Origin of the sequence: Qipengyuania sp. S6317L1, assembly GCF_023015615.1 — a bacterium.
Lineage (GTDB): Bacteria > Pseudomonadota > Alphaproteobacteria > Sphingomonadales > Sphingomonadaceae > Erythrobacter.
In genome coordinates this window covers 193,902-208,635 of sequence record NZ_JALKAJ010000004.1, presented here as the reverse complement: position 1 = coordinate 208,635, position 14,734 = coordinate 193,902, and the positions used below count along the sequence as shown (strand labels likewise).

Genomic DNA, 14,734 nt, shown 5'->3' with positions numbered 1-14,734 from the left:
GCCCCGCCGCGCTTCGTGCCCGGCGGGGTTTTTTGTGCCAATCAGTCGGCGGGTTTGGTAATCCCGCCGCTCAGTATGCGATTGACCCGTGCGGCAGTATCTTCGGGGGAGGGGCGCGGGCCGACATTGTCCCATATGGCATAGCGAAGGCCGATGAAGACGTTCATCCCCATGACCGCCCATGCCTCCAGCTCGCCCAGATCGTCGCGAAATTCGCCATCTTTCACGCCCGCCGCAAGCCGCCCTTCGATGCGCTTGGCGATGGTTTCATAGTGCTGGCGATAGCTGGCCGGATCGACGAACTCGGCCTCGTCGATGATGCGGTAGACTTCCTTGTGCTCGCGCGCGAAGCCAAGGAAGGCGGCAAGGGCCGCAGCCTCGGTTTCCAGCGCGCTCATCCCGTCATCAATCGCGCCGCGCGCGCTCGACATGACGTTCGCGCTCATATCGTTGACGAGCGCGCGGAACAGCTCATCCTTGCTGTCGAAATAGGTGTAGAACGTGCCCAGGGCGACACCAGCGCGCCGGGTGATCGAGCTTACCGATGCTTCGTGAAAACCCTTCTCGCCAAACTCGGTCGCCGAGGCATCCAGCAGCTTGCGCAGCGTCTTTCGACCGCGTTCCGTGCGCGGTGTCTTTGCCTCATTCGGGATGGGTGCCGCATCAGCTGGCGCAGCCGCATTATCGCTCATCCGCGTCTCTCCTCAGCCACACGCCTAGGGACAAAAAATCCGCTGCACAAGTTCTAACTTGAAAGTTGGTTCAACTTTCAATACGGCATCAAAAAAGAGACAATTGGGAGAGAGTCTATGTTGAAATCTGTGCTTTCGAGCCGTGCATTGCTTATGGTGAGCGGCGCGTTTGTCGTGGGGCTGGCCAGTCCTGCGATGGCGCAAAATTCGGCCGCTGAACAAGCGGGCGAGGATGAGGGTAGCAACACCATCATCGTCACCGCACGCCGCCGCGAAGAGCGTCTGATCGATGTGCCGATTTCGATTTCTGCGGTGACGGGCGAACAGCTTGAACAGCAAGGCGTGCTTGAACTTACGCAAGTCGCACAGCAGGTTCCCAACATCACTCTTGAGGTAAGCCGCGGCACCAATACGACCCTTACCGCCTTTATCCGCGGCGTTGGTCAACAAGACCCGGTCGCAGGGTTCGAGGCAGGCGTTGGCGTTTACGTGGACGATGTTTACCTGAACCGCCCGCAGGCCGCCGTTCTTGATGTCTATGACGTTGAACGCATCGAGGTGCTGCGTGGTCCGCAAGGCACGCTTTACGGCCGCAATACCATCGGCGGCGCGATCAAATATGTGACCGCGCGTCTGCCCGATGAAACAAGCGTCAGCGTGCGCGGCGCTCTTGGCAATTACGATCAGGCGGACCTTATCGTCACAGCCTCCACGCCGATTTCCGATAGTCTGAAAATTGGCGCCAGCGGTGCGCGTCTGTCGCGTGGCGGATTTGGCGACAATCTCACTCTGGGCACGGAAAACTACAACAAGGACGTCTGGGCAGGGCGCGGCACGATCGAATATGACAGCGGCCCTGTCTTCGTTCGCCTCTCGGGTGACTATGTCAAAGACAACAGCGAAGCGCGTCAGGGCTCGCGTCTTATCCCGGGCCTTTTGACAGGCGCACCGGTGCTCGACGATGTATTCGACACGCGCGCGGGGCTTAATGTCGTGGACCAGGAGGTAGAGGCTTACGGCGGCGCGCTTAATGTCGCGATCGAGCTGTCCGATACGATCACGCTCAAATCGATCACGGGCTACCGTGAGGATAAATCCACCACTCCCATCGACTTTGACTCGCTCCCATCGGGCGACCTTGATGTGCCCGCGATCTACGAAAACGATCAATTCAGCCAGGAGCTTCAGATCCTTTATGAAGGCGACCGGCTCTCCGGTGTGATCGGCGCATATTACCTCGATGCAAGCGCCTTCACCGCGTTCGACGTTCTGCTTGAAAACACAGGCGCGCTTATCAGCCTGCCGGGTCTCAATGCCCAGACTTTGGGCGATGTCGACACCGAAACGTGGAGCGTTTTTGGCGACTTCACCTATGACCTGACCGACACCATCAGCGTCAGCGTGGGTGGCCGTTACACCAATGACAAACGGACCAGCCGCGTGCTGCGCACGACCTTTATCGGCGGTTTCTCCGATCTGTTCATTCCGGACAGTCCGGCGATTGCGATTGCCACGACCAGTGATTTTCTGGGCAGCGAAACTTTCACCGATTTCAACCCGCGCGCCTCGATCAGCTGGCAGCCGAACGCAGATCACAACCTCTATTTCACCTATTCCCAAGGCTTCAAGGGCGGCGGTTTTGACCCGCGCGGGCAAACCACCGCTGCGCCCGACCTTGATGGCGACGGCGACATTGATTTCGACGATCAGTTCCAGTTCCTGCGCTTTGCGCCAGAGACGGTGGACAGCTTCGAACTCGGCTATAAAGCCTCGCTTCTCGACAACCGTTTGAACTTCTCCATCGCCGGTTTTGTAAGCCAGTATGACGATGTGCAAATTCCCGGCTCCGTTGGCGTTGACAGCAACAATGACGGCATCAACGACAGCTTTATCGGCATCACATCGAACGCGGCGTCCGCTGACATCAACGGCATCGAGTTCGAGGGTAATGCGCTTGTCGGTGAGGACTTCGCAGGCGACGGTTCACGCTTCAGCGTCAATTGGTCGCTGGGTGTAATCGATGCCAGCTTCAACGAGTTCATCGATGCGTTCGGCGTTGATGTGGCTGATCAACGCGTGTTCCAGAACACGCCCGACATCACCGGTCACATGGGCTTTAACCTTGGTATTCCGGCAGCCAGCGGCATGGTCGATTTCTTCGGCGTTCTGTCGCTGCGTTCCGATGCGAGCCAGTTTGAAACGCCCAACCCGTTCCTTGACCAGGATGGCTTTGTGCTGGCCGATGCGAGCATCGTCTATTCCGACGACGATGACCGTTTTTCCATCGGCGCGCATGTGAAGAACATCTTTGACAAGGAATACATCGTCGCAGGCTACAACTTCGTTGCTGGCGGTACGCCTCCGGGCACGCCGTTTGTGCCGACGCTCGGCCTCGAAGGGACGCTTACCGGATTTTACGGCGATCCACGCCGTTTCTACATCACGGGTGAATTTAACTTCTAAGCTTTCTTCCCGCTAATCCCCTGATCAAAGAGCGAAAGGGGATAGCCAAAACCCGCCTTTTGCGTTCAATTGGGCCCTGAGATTATCACTTGGGGCACCGGGGCGCACAAGGCGGGTTTTTTGTCGCCATTGGCAATGGCGCGCGGTGCGAGAAACGAGAGAGGACACCAAATGACCGATTACACGCAGATCCTGGTCGACAAGACCGACGGCATCGCAACGATCACACTCAATCGCCCGGAGAAAATGAACGCCTACACCCGCACGATGGGTGAGGAGATCATGGCGGCGATGGACGATATCGACGCAGATGACGATGTGCGTGCGGTTATCTTTACAGGCGCGGGCGAACGTGCGTTTTGCGCAGGCGCCGACCTGACGCCGGAAGGCGGGGGGCACGTTTTTTCTGACCCCACGCAAGTCGATGATCTTTCCGATGAACGCGTGCGCGATGGCGGGGGACTTCTCACGCTGCGCCTGTTTGAAAGCAAGAAGCCGCTGATCTCGGCCTGCAACGGCGTGGCGGTGGGCGTTGGCTCGACCATGCAACTGGCAATGGACATCCGGCTTGCCGCCAGCCACGCGCGTTATGGTTTTGTTTTTGCGCGCCGCGGGATTGTGCCTGAAGCCGCGTCGAGCTGGTTCCTGCCGCGCCTTGTCGGCATCTCCCAGGCATTGGAATGGTGTTATTCGGGCCGCGTTTTCGATGCGGAAGAAGCGAAAGCGGGCGGTCTTGTGCGATCCGTCCACGCGCCCGAAGATCTCATGCTTGAAGCGCGCAGTATCGCGCGCGAAATTGCGGCCAACACGTCTGCTGTTTCCGTTTCGATGACGCGGGCGATGATGTGGCGCTTGATGAACACCGATCACCCGATGGAAGCGCACAAGATCGACAGCCGCGCGATCTATCGCCTGTCGCGCGGGGCCGACGCGAAAGAGGGCATTGCAAGCTTCCTTGAAAAGCGCGACCCCCAATATCCGGGCAAGGTGAGCGAGGATATGCCTGATTTCTACCCGTGGTGGGAGACACGCACTTACGAATAGCGCGCATACGAATAGCGCGCTTCGCAAAACCGGGTCGTCTTGTCTCGGGAGTGGTTTCATGGGAAACAATATCCGATGACAAAGGACACTTCTTCCGGAAACGGCGACTATCAGCTCGCAGGATTTCTTCCCTATCAGCTTTCGATTACATCCAACGCGGTGAGCGATCTCATCGCGCAGCGGTATCGCTCGCGCTTTGGCCTGAAGGTCACCGAATGGCGGGTGATTGCTGTTCTGGGGGATGCGCAGGAGAGGGGCGCGCGGCTGACGCAACGCAATCTTACCGAGGCGACTTTGATGGACAAGGTTGCGGTCAACCGGGCGTGTAAAGTGCTCGAAGAGCGCGGTCTTTTGACGCGGGTGGACAATGAAAACGATGGCCGCTCGCATTTGCTTGCCCTGACCGAGGAAGGCGAGGGCATCCACCGCGAGGTCATGCCGCTTGCCAAGGCGACCGAGCGCGACATTCTCGAAGGCCTTGATGATGCGGAGGAAGCAACGCTTCGCTCCATGCTTGCCAAATTGCGCGCGCGGGCGGGGGACTTGGCGGGTTCGCTCAACGGCTGATGCAAAAAGGGCCGGCGCGCTTTTGAACGCACCGGCCCCTTTTCGTGTGATTGTGCCGCTTTTTACTCTTGCGGTGACACCAGAGCATCGGAGATCGAACAGGCCGCCGGGCCAAGGATCACGATGAAGAGCACGGGCAGAATGAACATGATCAGCGGGATGGTCATGATCGCCGGCAGACGCGCTGCTTTCTCTTCGGCGCGCATCATACGTTCGTTACGGAATTCGGCAGAGAGCACGCGCAGGGCAGAGGCAAGCGGCGTACCGTAGCGTTCTGTTTGAACCATGGTGGTCACAACGCCTTTCACCGCCTCCAGATCGACGCGGTAGGCAAGATTGTTAAACGCCATCTTCCGCTCGGTCAGGAACGACAATTCAATCGCGGTCAGCGCAAACTCGTCGCCCAGTTCCGGATAAGCGCGGCCCAGCTCTTTTGCGACGCGGTTGAACGCAGCGTCAACGGTAAGACCGGCTTCGGCGCAGATCACGAGGAGATCGAGCGCGTCAGGCAGACCTTTCTGGATTTCGAGCGTGCGCTTGCTCGCAAGGTTTGAAAGGTACAGCTCAGGCCCCTTGTAACCAAGGCCGACAAGCGCCGAGAAACCGAACAGCTTCTTGAACGGCGCATCGCCAAGATTAAGCGCATCGACCCAGTAGAACAGGACGAAGCCCAGCGCACCGAACACGATCGGCAGGACGGCACGCAGACCGATGATGATAACAGCAAGCTCTTTGTTGCGGATGCCAGCGTGGGCGAGCTTTTGCTGCACCATTTCGATCTGGCTCTGCTCGAGCACGTTCATCTTGCCCAGGCTGTCTTTCACCTTGTCGGTGGTGTCGGACCTGCGAACAAGGCTGGCGCGCTTGCGAGAGCCGCCTGTGACGATGCCGGCTTTAAGCTCGTCGCGGCGATCTTCGAGCGATTTAACGCGTTTTGCCATCGGGTCCTTGATGGTCACCGCGGCATAGATTGCCATGATGACCGCAAAGGCTGCCAATCCTGCGAGAATGCTCCCGACGAGGATGACGTCAAAGCCCAGAAGCGTTGGTCCGGTTTGTTGATCAAGCATAGTCTTGGCTCCCCCGGATCAGATTTCGAAGCTGACCATCTTGGCCATGATAAAGGCCCCGATGCTCATCCAAACAAGGCCGCCAAGGCCGGCTACAATCAGGCGGTCATCGACAAAGAACTGACCCAGATAATCGGGGCTGATCCAGTAGATGAGGCCGAAGACGATGAAGGGAAGCGAACCCACGATGTAGGCCGATGCCTTCGATTCAGAACTCATCGCCTTGATCTTGAGCTTCATCTGCGAACGCTTGCGAAGCACGTCGGCAAGGTTCGACAAAGTCTCGGCAAGGTTACCACCGGTCTCGCGCTGGATGGCAAGGGTGATGGTGAAGAAGTTGAACTCCGGAATACCAAGCTTGTCGCCGGCCTCCTGAAGCGAATCTTCCATCGTCTTACCGATCTTGATGCGTTCAACGATGCCTTTGAATTCAAGGCCAACGGGCCCCGGAATTTCCTCGGCCACCACCTGCAGCGTTTCAGCCACCGGAAGACCGGAGCGAAGACCGCGCACGAGCAGCTCGATGCCGTCGGGGAATTTGGAGACAAATTCGTTGGTGCGCTTTTTGATGAAATAGCCAACGACCATGTGCGGCAGGCCAAGCCCGATCACGAGGCCAACGCCAAGCGACATGGGCAGCGAACGGCTTTGCAGGAATACCAGCACCCCGATGGCAAGAAAAAGGCCGAGCGATGCGTAAACATAGCCCGAGACCGACCAGCCCTTGCCGGTGCGATCTAGCCGCATCTCGAGCGCTTCGACGCGCGAGGCGGAACCGGCGACCTTGTGGGTTTTGGGTTTGCGCGCTGCAATCGCTTTCTTGAGCTGCGATTCCATCTTCGCATCGGCGCTGTCCGAATACCGGAACCGCACCGCTTCGAGCCGCCGTTTCTGCGACTTGCCCATGTTTGGCCCGGTAAGCAGCACATAGGCGCCAACAATCACCAGGAAGATCACCGTCGTGATCAGCAGGGTTTGCACTATATCCATCTCGGTCTCGTCCTGCCCGTTTGTCTTGCGCTGCTTTCGCGGCGTTTCTCTCGACCAGCTACGCCCGGACCATTAAGGAAATGTGCCGGGCAAGCTGGTTGAGACATTACTCGGCGGCCTCTGCAGGCGCCTTGTTCTTATCCTTCTTCGCGAGCAGCGATTTGAGATCGAACCCGCCCAGAAGCGACTTTTTCTCTTCGGTGATCGCGGCCAGATCTTCCTCGCTTGCGCCCATGATGCGCTCGGCGATTTGCTTGATCGTGGCAGAGGATTTTGCGTTCTTGTTGGCCTCGGTGAACACCTGACCAAGCTTGGCAGCATTGGATGCCGCCTTGATGTCGTAAGGAATGGCAAAGTCGATTTTGCGCTCGATCGAGGCTTCGAAATCGGACTTGCTGATCTCTGCAACACCGGGCTGGAACTTGTTGACCACGATCATCGGGTGAGCGTGCGCTGCATGGGTCTTGAGCCAGGAGAGCACCCGGATCGTGTCGCGTGCCGATGCCAGCGTCAGCTCACAGGTGAGCAGCACCAGGTTCACATCGGCCAGCAGATGCGGGAAGTTGATCAGCATATTGCGCGGCAGATCGATGACCGTCATTTCGAAAGCCTGACGGAATTCTTCCTCAAGCTGAACGAAGGCGGCGCCATCGGTCATCAGCGGCTGGCTGATCGGAGCTTCGGCAGACAGGATCGAGAGGTTGTCATTGGCGCGGATCATTGCGCGTTCAATGAACAGGCCGTCGATCCGGCTGGGGTTGTCGATTGCATCGGTCAGGCCACGGCCCGGCTCCAGATCAAGCGCAAGTGCGCCCGTTCCAAAGTGCACGTCGAGGTCGAGCAGGGCGGTTGGCGACTTGTGCTCGTCGCTGAACAACCAAGCGAGCGACGTCGCGATGGTCGACGCGCCTACACCGCCACGTGTGCCCACAACCGCGGTCGAGATGTGGCGCTTGACGCCTTCGCTCTCGCCGCCCTTGGGAGCGGTGAACACCGCCAGAGCCCCGTTCAGCGCATCGTGCACTGCCTGTGCGCTCAAGGGCTTGAGCAGATAGTCGTGAATGCCGCTTGCGAGAAGATCGCGGTAAAGGCGCACGTCATTGACTTGGCCAATGGCGATCACAACCGTGCCCGGCTCGCAAACTTCGGCCAAAGCGTTGATGTCGTTAAGCGGATCGCCGCTTTCCGACAGATCCACCACGAGGATCGCGGGGCTTGCGCTTACCGAAAGCGATTGAACAGCGTTGCGAAGACCGCCTTTGTTGCACTTTTCCGGTGGCCAGCCCATTTCGATGACCACGGGGCGCAGCACATCAAGCGCTGCATCGTCGCAGATATAGGCGGCAAACGGATCGCGATTGCCAGGCAGTCCTGATTTCCATGGAGCGTTCATTGATCAGTTCCCTCCGCCTTGGGTCGCTTCCATGAGGCCTTGTGCACCTGTCGGTGTCGCCTCGCGGAAGGTCTCGATGGCCTTCGTGCTGGTTAGGATAGTGGTTTCGCCTGAACCGGATTGACCTTCGAGAAGGTCTTCAGGGTTGGCGACCATGGCTGCCAGATTGCTGTTTACAGCACAGCCATAGTTCTTGCTGGTTTCGTTTTTGAAGTTGCTGTCCGACTGTCCGGACCAGTTCGGGCAACCCGGAACCGATGCGGTCGAACGGGTGATGACAACGCGGGCCTGACCCGGGTTCAAAAGACCCGGCGTTGCCGGCGCGACACCGTCAACGATCAAGCCATAACGGCCAGCCAGATCGTTCACTGCCTCCGCTACCGCTGGATTGGCAGAAGGGTCTTCGATGGTGATGCGATCGCCATACCGAAGGTCCATTGTTTCAAACCAACCATTGAGGCGCTGCTGTTCGGTGATCGAGAGGCCGGAGCGGCTCGTGTCCACATCAAGCGCAAAATTGCTGCGCTCGACCACGGGTTGATGAACCGAATTGAGCGACGGGTTAACATCGGAAAGCGAGCTGCCTGCGCAGCCTGCAAGGCCAACGCTCAACGCGAGAGCAATCACACCCGTCAGCTTGTTTTTGTTGAGAATTTTCATCATGATAATCCTTTTCGCTGAGGGGGCTTAGAGGCTGAAACCGGGGGCAGGTGCATCACCATTGCCATCCCGTTTGCGGTTGCCACGATTGCTGTCGGCGCGGCGATCCTTCTTGCTCGGGCGTGCTGGCACGATGGCGTTGGGATCGATGTTGCCCACTGATGGCTCTGGCGCATCAGGCTCGGCTGCCGAAGGCATCGGACGCGTTTCGCCCGGCTTGCTCGATGTCTCCTTGTAGAGCAGCAGCTGTTCAAGCTCGCTGGCTGCGCGGAAACCGTCGGTTGGATAGACGATGTCACGCTCGTTCACCGGGTTGACCAGATACGGCGTCACAACGATCACCAGCTCGGTTTCGCCGCGACGGAAAGAGCGCGAACGGAACAGGTTGCCAAGGATCGGCACATCGCCAAGACCCGGCGCCTTATCGAGCGAGTTTTGGGCGTTGTTGCTCAGGAGCCCCGCAATCATGAAGCTTTCGCCAGAGCCAAGCTCAACCGTCGTTTCAGTGCGGCGGATGGTGAGGGCAGGGACCTGGAAACCGTTCAGCGTCACCGCGCCTTGCGTTGAAAGCTCGGACACCTCGGGGCGAACACGGATCGAAATCCGGCCATTGGCCAGCACGGTCGGCGTGTAAGACAAGCTTACCCCGAAATCGCGATATTCGATCGCGACATTGCCCAGACCCTGAGACACAGGGATCGGGAATTCGCCGCCTGCAAGGAACGTTGCAGTTTCGCCCGACAAAGCGGTCAGGTTTGGCTGTGAAATGGTGGTGACAAGGCCGAGGCGCTCGGACAGGTCGAGTGCGCCAAGCACGTTGAGGCCAAACAGCTGGGTAAGGCCGCCAATGGTCGTGCCGGTCCCTGCATTGGTGCCGATGCCGGTGCCCAGCACCTCCTCGAGCTGAGGGATATTGTTCTCATCGACCACGATGTTGCCGTTGATATCGCGGACAAATCGCGCGCCGTTGACTGCGTCAGCGCCCGGACCCACGCTCAAGGGGCCGCCGGTGTTGAACCCGCCCGAACCGGGCAGGGCGCGGCCCGTGCCGACACCGCCGCGGAAACCGCCTTGTGCGCCGTCGATTGTCTGCACGTTGCCGCCGATCTCGCGAACGAGGCTGCGGCTGACTTCGGCAAACTTGACCTGAAGATTGACCTGAAGCGGGGTTGCCGTTTTCAGGCGGGTGATGACATTTGCATCTGTACCAAGGAATGCTTGAACAAGACGCTGCGCTTCGGCGGCATCTTCGGGCGCTTTAACCGTGCCGGTAAGCAGCACAGTGTTGGTCCCCATTGTAGCGACATTAACCTTGGATTCCGGCATCGCGAGAGCGAGCATCTGGTCGATGCTGCCGATATTGTTGCCCACGCGGATGTTCGCAGAGAAGATTACGTCACCGCGAGCGTTGCTGGCGTAGATCGTTGTCTCACCGCCGGCTTTGCCAAAGACATAAAGCTGGCGCTGCGACTTGATTTGCACATCGGCAACCTGGTCGTTCGCGATAAAGACATCGGCCATTGCGCCCGGCACAGCGATAAGCTCGCCGCGTCCGATCGACAGAACGATCTCCTTGTTGGGGCTTACCACCTGTTGCGCTGTTGCAGTCGTGGTTGGCATCGCTGCCATCGGCAGAGCTGCAATCCCGGCGAGCAAGGCTCGGCTCAGAAACTTGGCTTTCATCTTAGGGCCCCCTTTGGATTTCCCTGATTTCCCTTTGGCCACAGACAAAGTCTGCGTGGCCATTTGGGCATTGATGTTTGTGACGGCTGACATCTTCTGTGTTCCTTACCGCAGTGTGCTCAGGCCAACCGGAGCGGTTTTGCCAGCTTGGCCGACACCGTTTGCAAGGTTGTTGTTGAGTTGACCGGTGGCAGAAGCGATCCCGCCGCTCACTGGCACTTCGGATTCGACCTTGCCGCGGATCACACGAACCGTCGGGCCACGGCGCACAGGTGGCATGGCGCCTGTTCTGCCTGATGTGGCCTGGAAGGTATCGCCGCGCTTGGGAGCAGCGGCTGCGCCAGGACGACCGTCGTTTTGTGGTGGGATGGACCGGCGCTGGAAGCGCGAGACATCGCCGCCGGTCTGGTAAGTGGACTTGCCTTGGGTTGGCTTGCTCATCGCTGCGCGAAGGATGCGCTCCTCCTCTTCAGGGGTCGCATTGTCGGGCACTTTGATATCGCCAGAGGCAATCGCACGCTCAAGCTCTGCCTGATTGTCCGAGATGGAGCGCAGCACGAGGGTGAGGTCGCCGATGGTTTGCGCAACCGCCACCTTCTCCGCGATTTGCGGGGTCACTTCGATCGTAACCGTGCGATAGGCGCGAACAACCGTCTGACCGCTTTCATCGGTCACGCTTTCGGTTGCCTGGTCGGTTGCCAGCACACGCAGATTGCGAAGAACGGTTTCGGCGGTGCTCAATGGACGACCTTCGCCCTGAACTTGCTGGGTGAGCACCATGTCAACGCGGTCGCCCGGGAAGATAAAGCCGGCAACAGCGCTTTGAGCCGAGGAGACGGCGACCGTTACGGCGCGCATGCCCGGGCCAAGCGCCGCAGCGAGAAAGCCGCGGTCGCCAGGGCTGACAAGCGAACCATGGGTCACAGGCTCACCAGCCGTGATAGGGAAGCGAACAACCGTGCCAAGAAGCTGGCTCATGTCGGAATTGCCTTCGATGAAGTAGGCATCCTGCACGAGCTCTTCGGGCCATTGCTGATAACCCATTGCATCGGCTGTAATGATCGTGCCTACTGGCAATGCGCGGTTGGCAACCAGAACCTTTGGTCCGGTTGGCGCCTCCTGAGCCGCCGCAACCGGCGCTGGCTCGCTCGAAAACATGCTGCGTGCAAGAAATGCGCTGCCGATCGCGACAACGAGTGCACCAAGCAAAAGAACCAGTTTCTTCCTATCCATGGCTAATTAGCCCCCTTCGTGGGCCCGTGACATTACGGGCAGGTATGCTTGAGATGAGTATGACCGAAGTAGTTAAAATCGGGTTCACGCCGCTTTTTGATTGATGATTTTATGCAAGCGGGGGCATTTCGATCAGACGCGGCCCCAGGATGGAGAAAGCGCCGATGGCAATGGCAACGCCATAAGGAATGGCGAGCTTGTCCTTGCGCCTGCGCATGAGGTGAACCATCGCCATAAGCAGGGTCAGGATGCCGCCCGCGATCGACATGACGATCAGCAGTTGGAGAAAACCCGACGGCTCGATCCACAGCGCAAGAACGGTAAGGAGTTTCACGTCCCCGCCGCCCATCATGCCGACTGCGAAAAGCCCTGCGAAAACGGCAAAGGCGGCAATTGCGACACCGAACTGGATGATAATATCGGGCCAGAAGGCAAGACCGCTTGCCCACCAGAAAACCGGCGCCCCTGCCGCAATCGCGATGTTCAGCCCGTTGGATATCGTGCGCGAGCGAATGTCTGTGAACGCGGCGTAAAGGAGCGCAATTGCCAAGGCAATCAGCAGTCCGTATTGGATGGTCATCATCATTGTAGTGCCCCTGAAAGGTGTCTCGCGAGCTCCAATCGGCTATCGCGTTCCGTCTCATTTCGAGGGTGCTACAGGCGTATGCTTACCAAATAGTAACCAAACTTTCGAAGGCTGAAGATCGGCTGCCAACAAGGCTCAGTATGAACAACGAGACGATGAAAAGCGCCGCGCAGGCCGTGCCGGATGCAGGTTCGATTGATCGCCGCTCGATCCCGCCGCTCGCGGTTGAGAGCAGGTGGAACCTTGCTGATGGCCATGCCGTGCGCCGGATCGATTGGCCCGGGATCACGGGCGAAAGCGCCGCACCGCGCGGATCGATCCTGTTTCTGCCCGGTCGCGGCGATGCTTACGAAAAATATCTGGAAAGCCTCGACGAATGGCACCGCGACGGATGGCGTGTCACCGCCTCCGACTGGCGCGGACAGGCAGGGTCAGGACGGCTGGGCAAGGACGCTTACACCGGACATATCGACGATTTTTCGACATGGACCGATGACCTTTCGCACCTGTGGAAGCGTTGGACGCGCGAGGTGCCGGGTCCGCATATTATCGCAGGGCATTCAATGGGCGGGCATTTGATCATGCGCGCGCTTGTCGATGGAAAGCTCGACGGCGAGACGCCCCCCACCGCCTGTTTTCTGAGCGCGCCGATGCTCGGCATGCAAGGCCCGCCTGTACCGCTTATCGTGCAGCACTTTGTGGCAAAGCTTATGACATGGATAGGGGATCCCACGCGCCAGGCATGGAAATGGAGCGAGAAGCCCGGCGAGCTTCCGGCGGGGCGTGTGAACCTTTTGACCCATGATGCCGAACGCTACGCCGATGAGCAATATTGGCGCGACACAAGGCCCGAACTTGTGATGGGCCCGGCAAGCTGGCGCTGGGTCGAGCAGGGGTTTGCCTCCTCGCGGGTGCTCGAAAGTGCCGGCGCGCTCGAACGGGTGACGTGCCCTGTACTGATCGTATCGACCAGCAACGACAAGCTTGTCAGTCACGAGGCCAATGTGCGTGCGGCCAGGCGTTTGCCCAATGGCCGGTTGTTTGAACTGGGCGAAGAAGCCCACCACGAGGTCCTGCGCGAAACCGATGCGGTGCGTGGGCGCGTGATGGACGCGATTGCCGCTTTCCTTGACGAGGTCGCACCGCCTCGGGCAACCGTGGCTCAATGAGCGATACACTCTACGATTTTGCGATCGTCGGCGCAGGGATGGCCGGCGCAAGCCTTGCCGCGGAACTTGGCCCTCACGCAAAGGTTCTTGTCCTCGAGGCGGAGGATACACCGGGGTACCATTCGACCGGGCGCTCGGCTGCTTTCTGGGAAGAATGTTATGGCGGCCCGCAGATCGTCCCGCTCACGCTTCCTTCGGGTCACTATCTTCGCGAGAATGGATTTTTGCGGCAACGCGGTGCGCTTTATATCGGGCGCAGCCAAGATGGCGGCGCGCTCGATGATTTCGAGCGGCGCTTTGCCGGAACAGGCGTCACGATAGAGCGCGTTGCCAACGAAACCTTGCGCCGCCATGCCCCGATGCTGCGCGATGACTGGTGTGATGGCCTTTATGAAGAGGCGTGCGCCGATATCGATGTGGCCGGCCTTCACCAACACTATCTCAAGGCTCTGAAAGTGGCCGGAGTGAAACTGGTGTGCCGCGCGCGTGTCGTGGGGCTTTCGCAAGGCGCAGGCGGATGGGACATCAGAACCCAAGGCGGCGAGACATTTCGGGCAGAACGCGTGGTCAATGCGGCGGGCGCATGGGCCGATCCGCTGGCGCAGCTTGCCGGAGCGCGGCCCCTCGGCATTCAACCCTATCGCCGCACGGTTGCCCAATTGCGCGTTGAACCCGGCGTTCGCGCCGATTTGCCGCTGGTGCTCGATATTTCGGGCAATTTCTATTTCAAATCGGACAATGGGCGCATCTGGCTCAGCCCGCATGACGAAACGCCCACGGCCCCTTGCGATGCAGCGCCCGAGGAACTGGACGTCGCGCGCGCCATCGACGCGTTTGAAAACGCAACCGATTGGCAGATCGAGGCGGTGGAGCGGCGCTGGGCAGGCTTGCGCAGCTTTGCCCCGGATCGCACGCCGATTTACGGCCCCGACCCCGAGCGGGCCGGTTTCCTGTGGTTCGCAGGGCAGGGTGGTTTCGGGATCCAGACAGCGCCCGCCGCTGCGCGTCTGGCATCGCAGATCATGCTCGGGCTGGAGCGGGATGAGCTGACCGGTGCGATTGATGCAAATGTTTACAATCCGCAGCGTTTTTATTCCGAGAAAGCGGCGGCTGCGGGGTAGTCAGAGCCGGTCATATCTGTATGCTGCGGCCCCAAGTTCAACGCTTACGAGAGGGACCAGAAA

Annotated in this window: 13 protein-coding genes; 5 read left to right on the top strand and 8 right to left on the bottom strand. The window is 59.3% G+C overall.

Annotated features, from left to right (window positions below):
* Nucleotides 1-41: 41 nt before the first annotated feature.
* Nucleotides 42-692 carry a TetR/AcrR family transcriptional regulator gene (locus MWU38_RS10230; RefSeq protein ID WP_247271708.1) on the bottom strand — a complete coding sequence of 217 codons (651 nt, stop codon included), beginning with the start codon at nt 690-692 and terminating at the stop codon, nt 42-44.
* A 117-nt stretch (nt 693-809) separates the two neighbouring features.
* On the opposite strand from MWU38_RS10230, the gene MWU38_RS10225 reads away from it, so the two are divergent.
* The 3 genes from MWU38_RS10225 (at nt 810) to MWU38_RS10215 (ending at nt 4,766) form a co-directional block, all read left to right on the top strand.
* Nucleotides 810-3,155, top strand: a complete 2,346-nt coding sequence (locus MWU38_RS10225) for a TonB-dependent receptor (protein WP_247271707.1) — start codon at nt 810-812, stop codon at nt 3,153-3,155.
* 171 nt (nt 3,156-3,326) lie between these two features.
* A complete protein-coding gene (locus tag MWU38_RS10220; protein ID WP_247271706.1) occupies nt 3,327-4,199 on the top strand; it encodes a crotonase/enoyl-CoA hydratase family protein in 873 nt (290 codons plus the stop codon).
* Nucleotides 4,200-4,274: 75 nt separating this feature from the next.
* Complete coding sequence (locus tag MWU38_RS10215; protein WP_247271705.1) at nt 4,275-4,766, top strand: MarR family winged helix-turn-helix transcriptional regulator; 492 nt, start codon at nt 4,275-4,277, stop codon at nt 4,764-4,766.
* Between the two features lie 62 nt (nt 4,767-4,828).
* On the opposite strand, the gene MWU38_RS10210 is transcribed toward MWU38_RS10215, so the two are convergent.
* The 7 genes from MWU38_RS10210 to MWU38_RS10180 form a co-directional block, all read right to left on the bottom strand.
* Complete coding sequence (locus MWU38_RS10210) at nt 4,829-5,836, bottom strand: type II secretion system F family protein (protein ID WP_247271704.1); 1,008 nt, start codon at nt 5,834-5,836, stop codon at nt 4,829-4,831.
* Nucleotides 5,837-5,854: 18 nt separating this feature from the next.
* Nucleotides 5,855-6,826 (bottom strand): type II secretion system F family protein, encoded by a 972-nt coding sequence (locus MWU38_RS10205; RefSeq protein ID WP_247271703.1) that lies wholly within the window; start codon nt 6,824-6,826, stop codon nt 5,855-5,857.
* 106 nt (nt 6,827-6,932) lie between these two features.
* Nucleotides 6,933-8,219 carry a pilus assembly protein CpaE gene (locus tag MWU38_RS10200; RefSeq protein WP_247271702.1) on the bottom strand — a complete coding sequence of 429 codons (1,287 nt, stop codon included), beginning with the start codon at nt 8,217-8,219 and terminating at the stop codon, nt 6,933-6,935.
* A 3-nt stretch (nt 8,220-8,222) separates the two neighbouring features.
* Complete coding sequence (locus tag MWU38_RS10195; RefSeq protein ID WP_348646880.1) at nt 8,223-8,882, bottom strand: CpaD family pilus assembly protein; 660 nt, start codon at nt 8,880-8,882, stop codon at nt 8,223-8,225.
* A gap of 24 nt (nt 8,883-8,906) precedes the next feature.
* Nucleotides 8,907-10,562, bottom strand: a complete 1,656-nt coding sequence (locus tag MWU38_RS10190; RefSeq protein WP_247271701.1) for a type II and III secretion system protein family protein — start codon at nt 10,560-10,562, stop codon at nt 8,907-8,909.
* Nucleotides 10,563-10,667: 105 nt separating this feature from the next.
* Nucleotides 10,668-11,795: a Flp pilus assembly protein CpaB gene (cpaB, locus tag MWU38_RS10185; RefSeq protein WP_247271700.1), complete on the bottom strand. Its 1,128-nt coding sequence runs from the start codon at nt 11,793-11,795 to the stop codon at nt 10,668-10,670.
* Between the two features lie 109 nt (nt 11,796-11,904).
* Nucleotides 11,905-12,381, bottom strand: coding sequence for a prepilin peptidase (locus tag MWU38_RS10180; RefSeq protein WP_247271699.1), 477 nt, complete (start codon nt 12,379-12,381; stop codon nt 11,905-11,907).
* A gap of 140 nt (nt 12,382-12,521) precedes the next feature.
* On the opposite strand from MWU38_RS10180, the gene MWU38_RS10175 reads away from it, so the two are divergent.
* Both MWU38_RS10175 and MWU38_RS10170 read left to right on the top strand, forming a co-directional pair.
* Complete coding sequence (locus MWU38_RS10175; RefSeq protein WP_247271698.1) at nt 12,522-13,550, top strand: alpha/beta hydrolase; 1,029 nt, start codon at nt 12,522-12,524, stop codon at nt 13,548-13,550.
* Entirely contained in the window at nt 13,547-14,671 is a 1,125-nt protein-coding gene (locus tag MWU38_RS10170; protein ID WP_247271697.1) for an FAD-dependent oxidoreductase, read from the top strand. The genes MWU38_RS10175 and MWU38_RS10170 overlap by 4 nt, the downstream gene beginning before the upstream one ends.
* Nucleotides 14,672-14,734: the final 63 nt, after the last annotated feature.

Coding starts and splice junctions, on each gene's coding strand:
- MWU38_RS10230 (WP_247271708.1), bottom strand. CDS start 692: ATGAGCGATAATGCGGCTGCGCCAGCTGATGCGGCACCCATCCCGAAT.
- MWU38_RS10225 (WP_247271707.1), top strand. CDS start 810: ATGTTGAAATCTGTGCTTTCGAGCCGTGCATTGCTTATGGTGAGCGGC.
- MWU38_RS10220 (WP_247271706.1), top strand. CDS start 3,327: ATGACCGATTACACGCAGATCCTGGTCGACAAGACCGACGGCATCGCA.
- MWU38_RS10215 (WP_247271705.1), top strand. CDS start 4,275: ATGACAAAGGACACTTCTTCCGGAAACGGCGACTATCAGCTCGCAGGA.
- MWU38_RS10210 (WP_247271704.1), bottom strand. CDS start 5,836: ATGCTTGATCAACAAACCGGACCAACGCTTCTGGGCTTTGACGTCATC.
- MWU38_RS10205 (WP_247271703.1), bottom strand. CDS start 6,826: ATGGATATAGTGCAAACCCTGCTGATCACGACGGTGATCTTCCTGGTG.
- MWU38_RS10200 (WP_247271702.1), bottom strand. CDS start 8,219: ATGAACGCTCCATGGAAATCAGGACTGCCTGGCAATCGCGATCCGTTT.
- MWU38_RS10195 (WP_348646880.1), bottom strand. CDS start 8,882: ATGATGAAAATTCTCAACAAAAACAAGCTGACGGGTGTGATTGCTCTC.
- MWU38_RS10190 (WP_247271701.1), bottom strand. CDS start 10,562: ATGAAAGCCAAGTTTCTGAGCCGAGCCTTGCTCGCCGGGATTGCAGCT.
- cpaB (WP_247271700.1), bottom strand. CDS start 11,795: ATGGATAGGAAGAAACTGGTTCTTTTGCTTGGTGCACTCGTTGTCGCG.
- MWU38_RS10180 (WP_247271699.1), bottom strand. CDS start 12,381: ATGATGATGACCATCCAATACGGACTGCTGATTGCCTTGGCAATTGCG.
- MWU38_RS10175 (WP_247271698.1), top strand. CDS start 12,522: ATGAACAACGAGACGATGAAAAGCGCCGCGCAGGCCGTGCCGGATGCA.
- MWU38_RS10170 (WP_247271697.1), top strand. CDS start 13,547: ATGAGCGATACACTCTACGATTTTGCGATCGTCGGCGCAGGGATGGCC.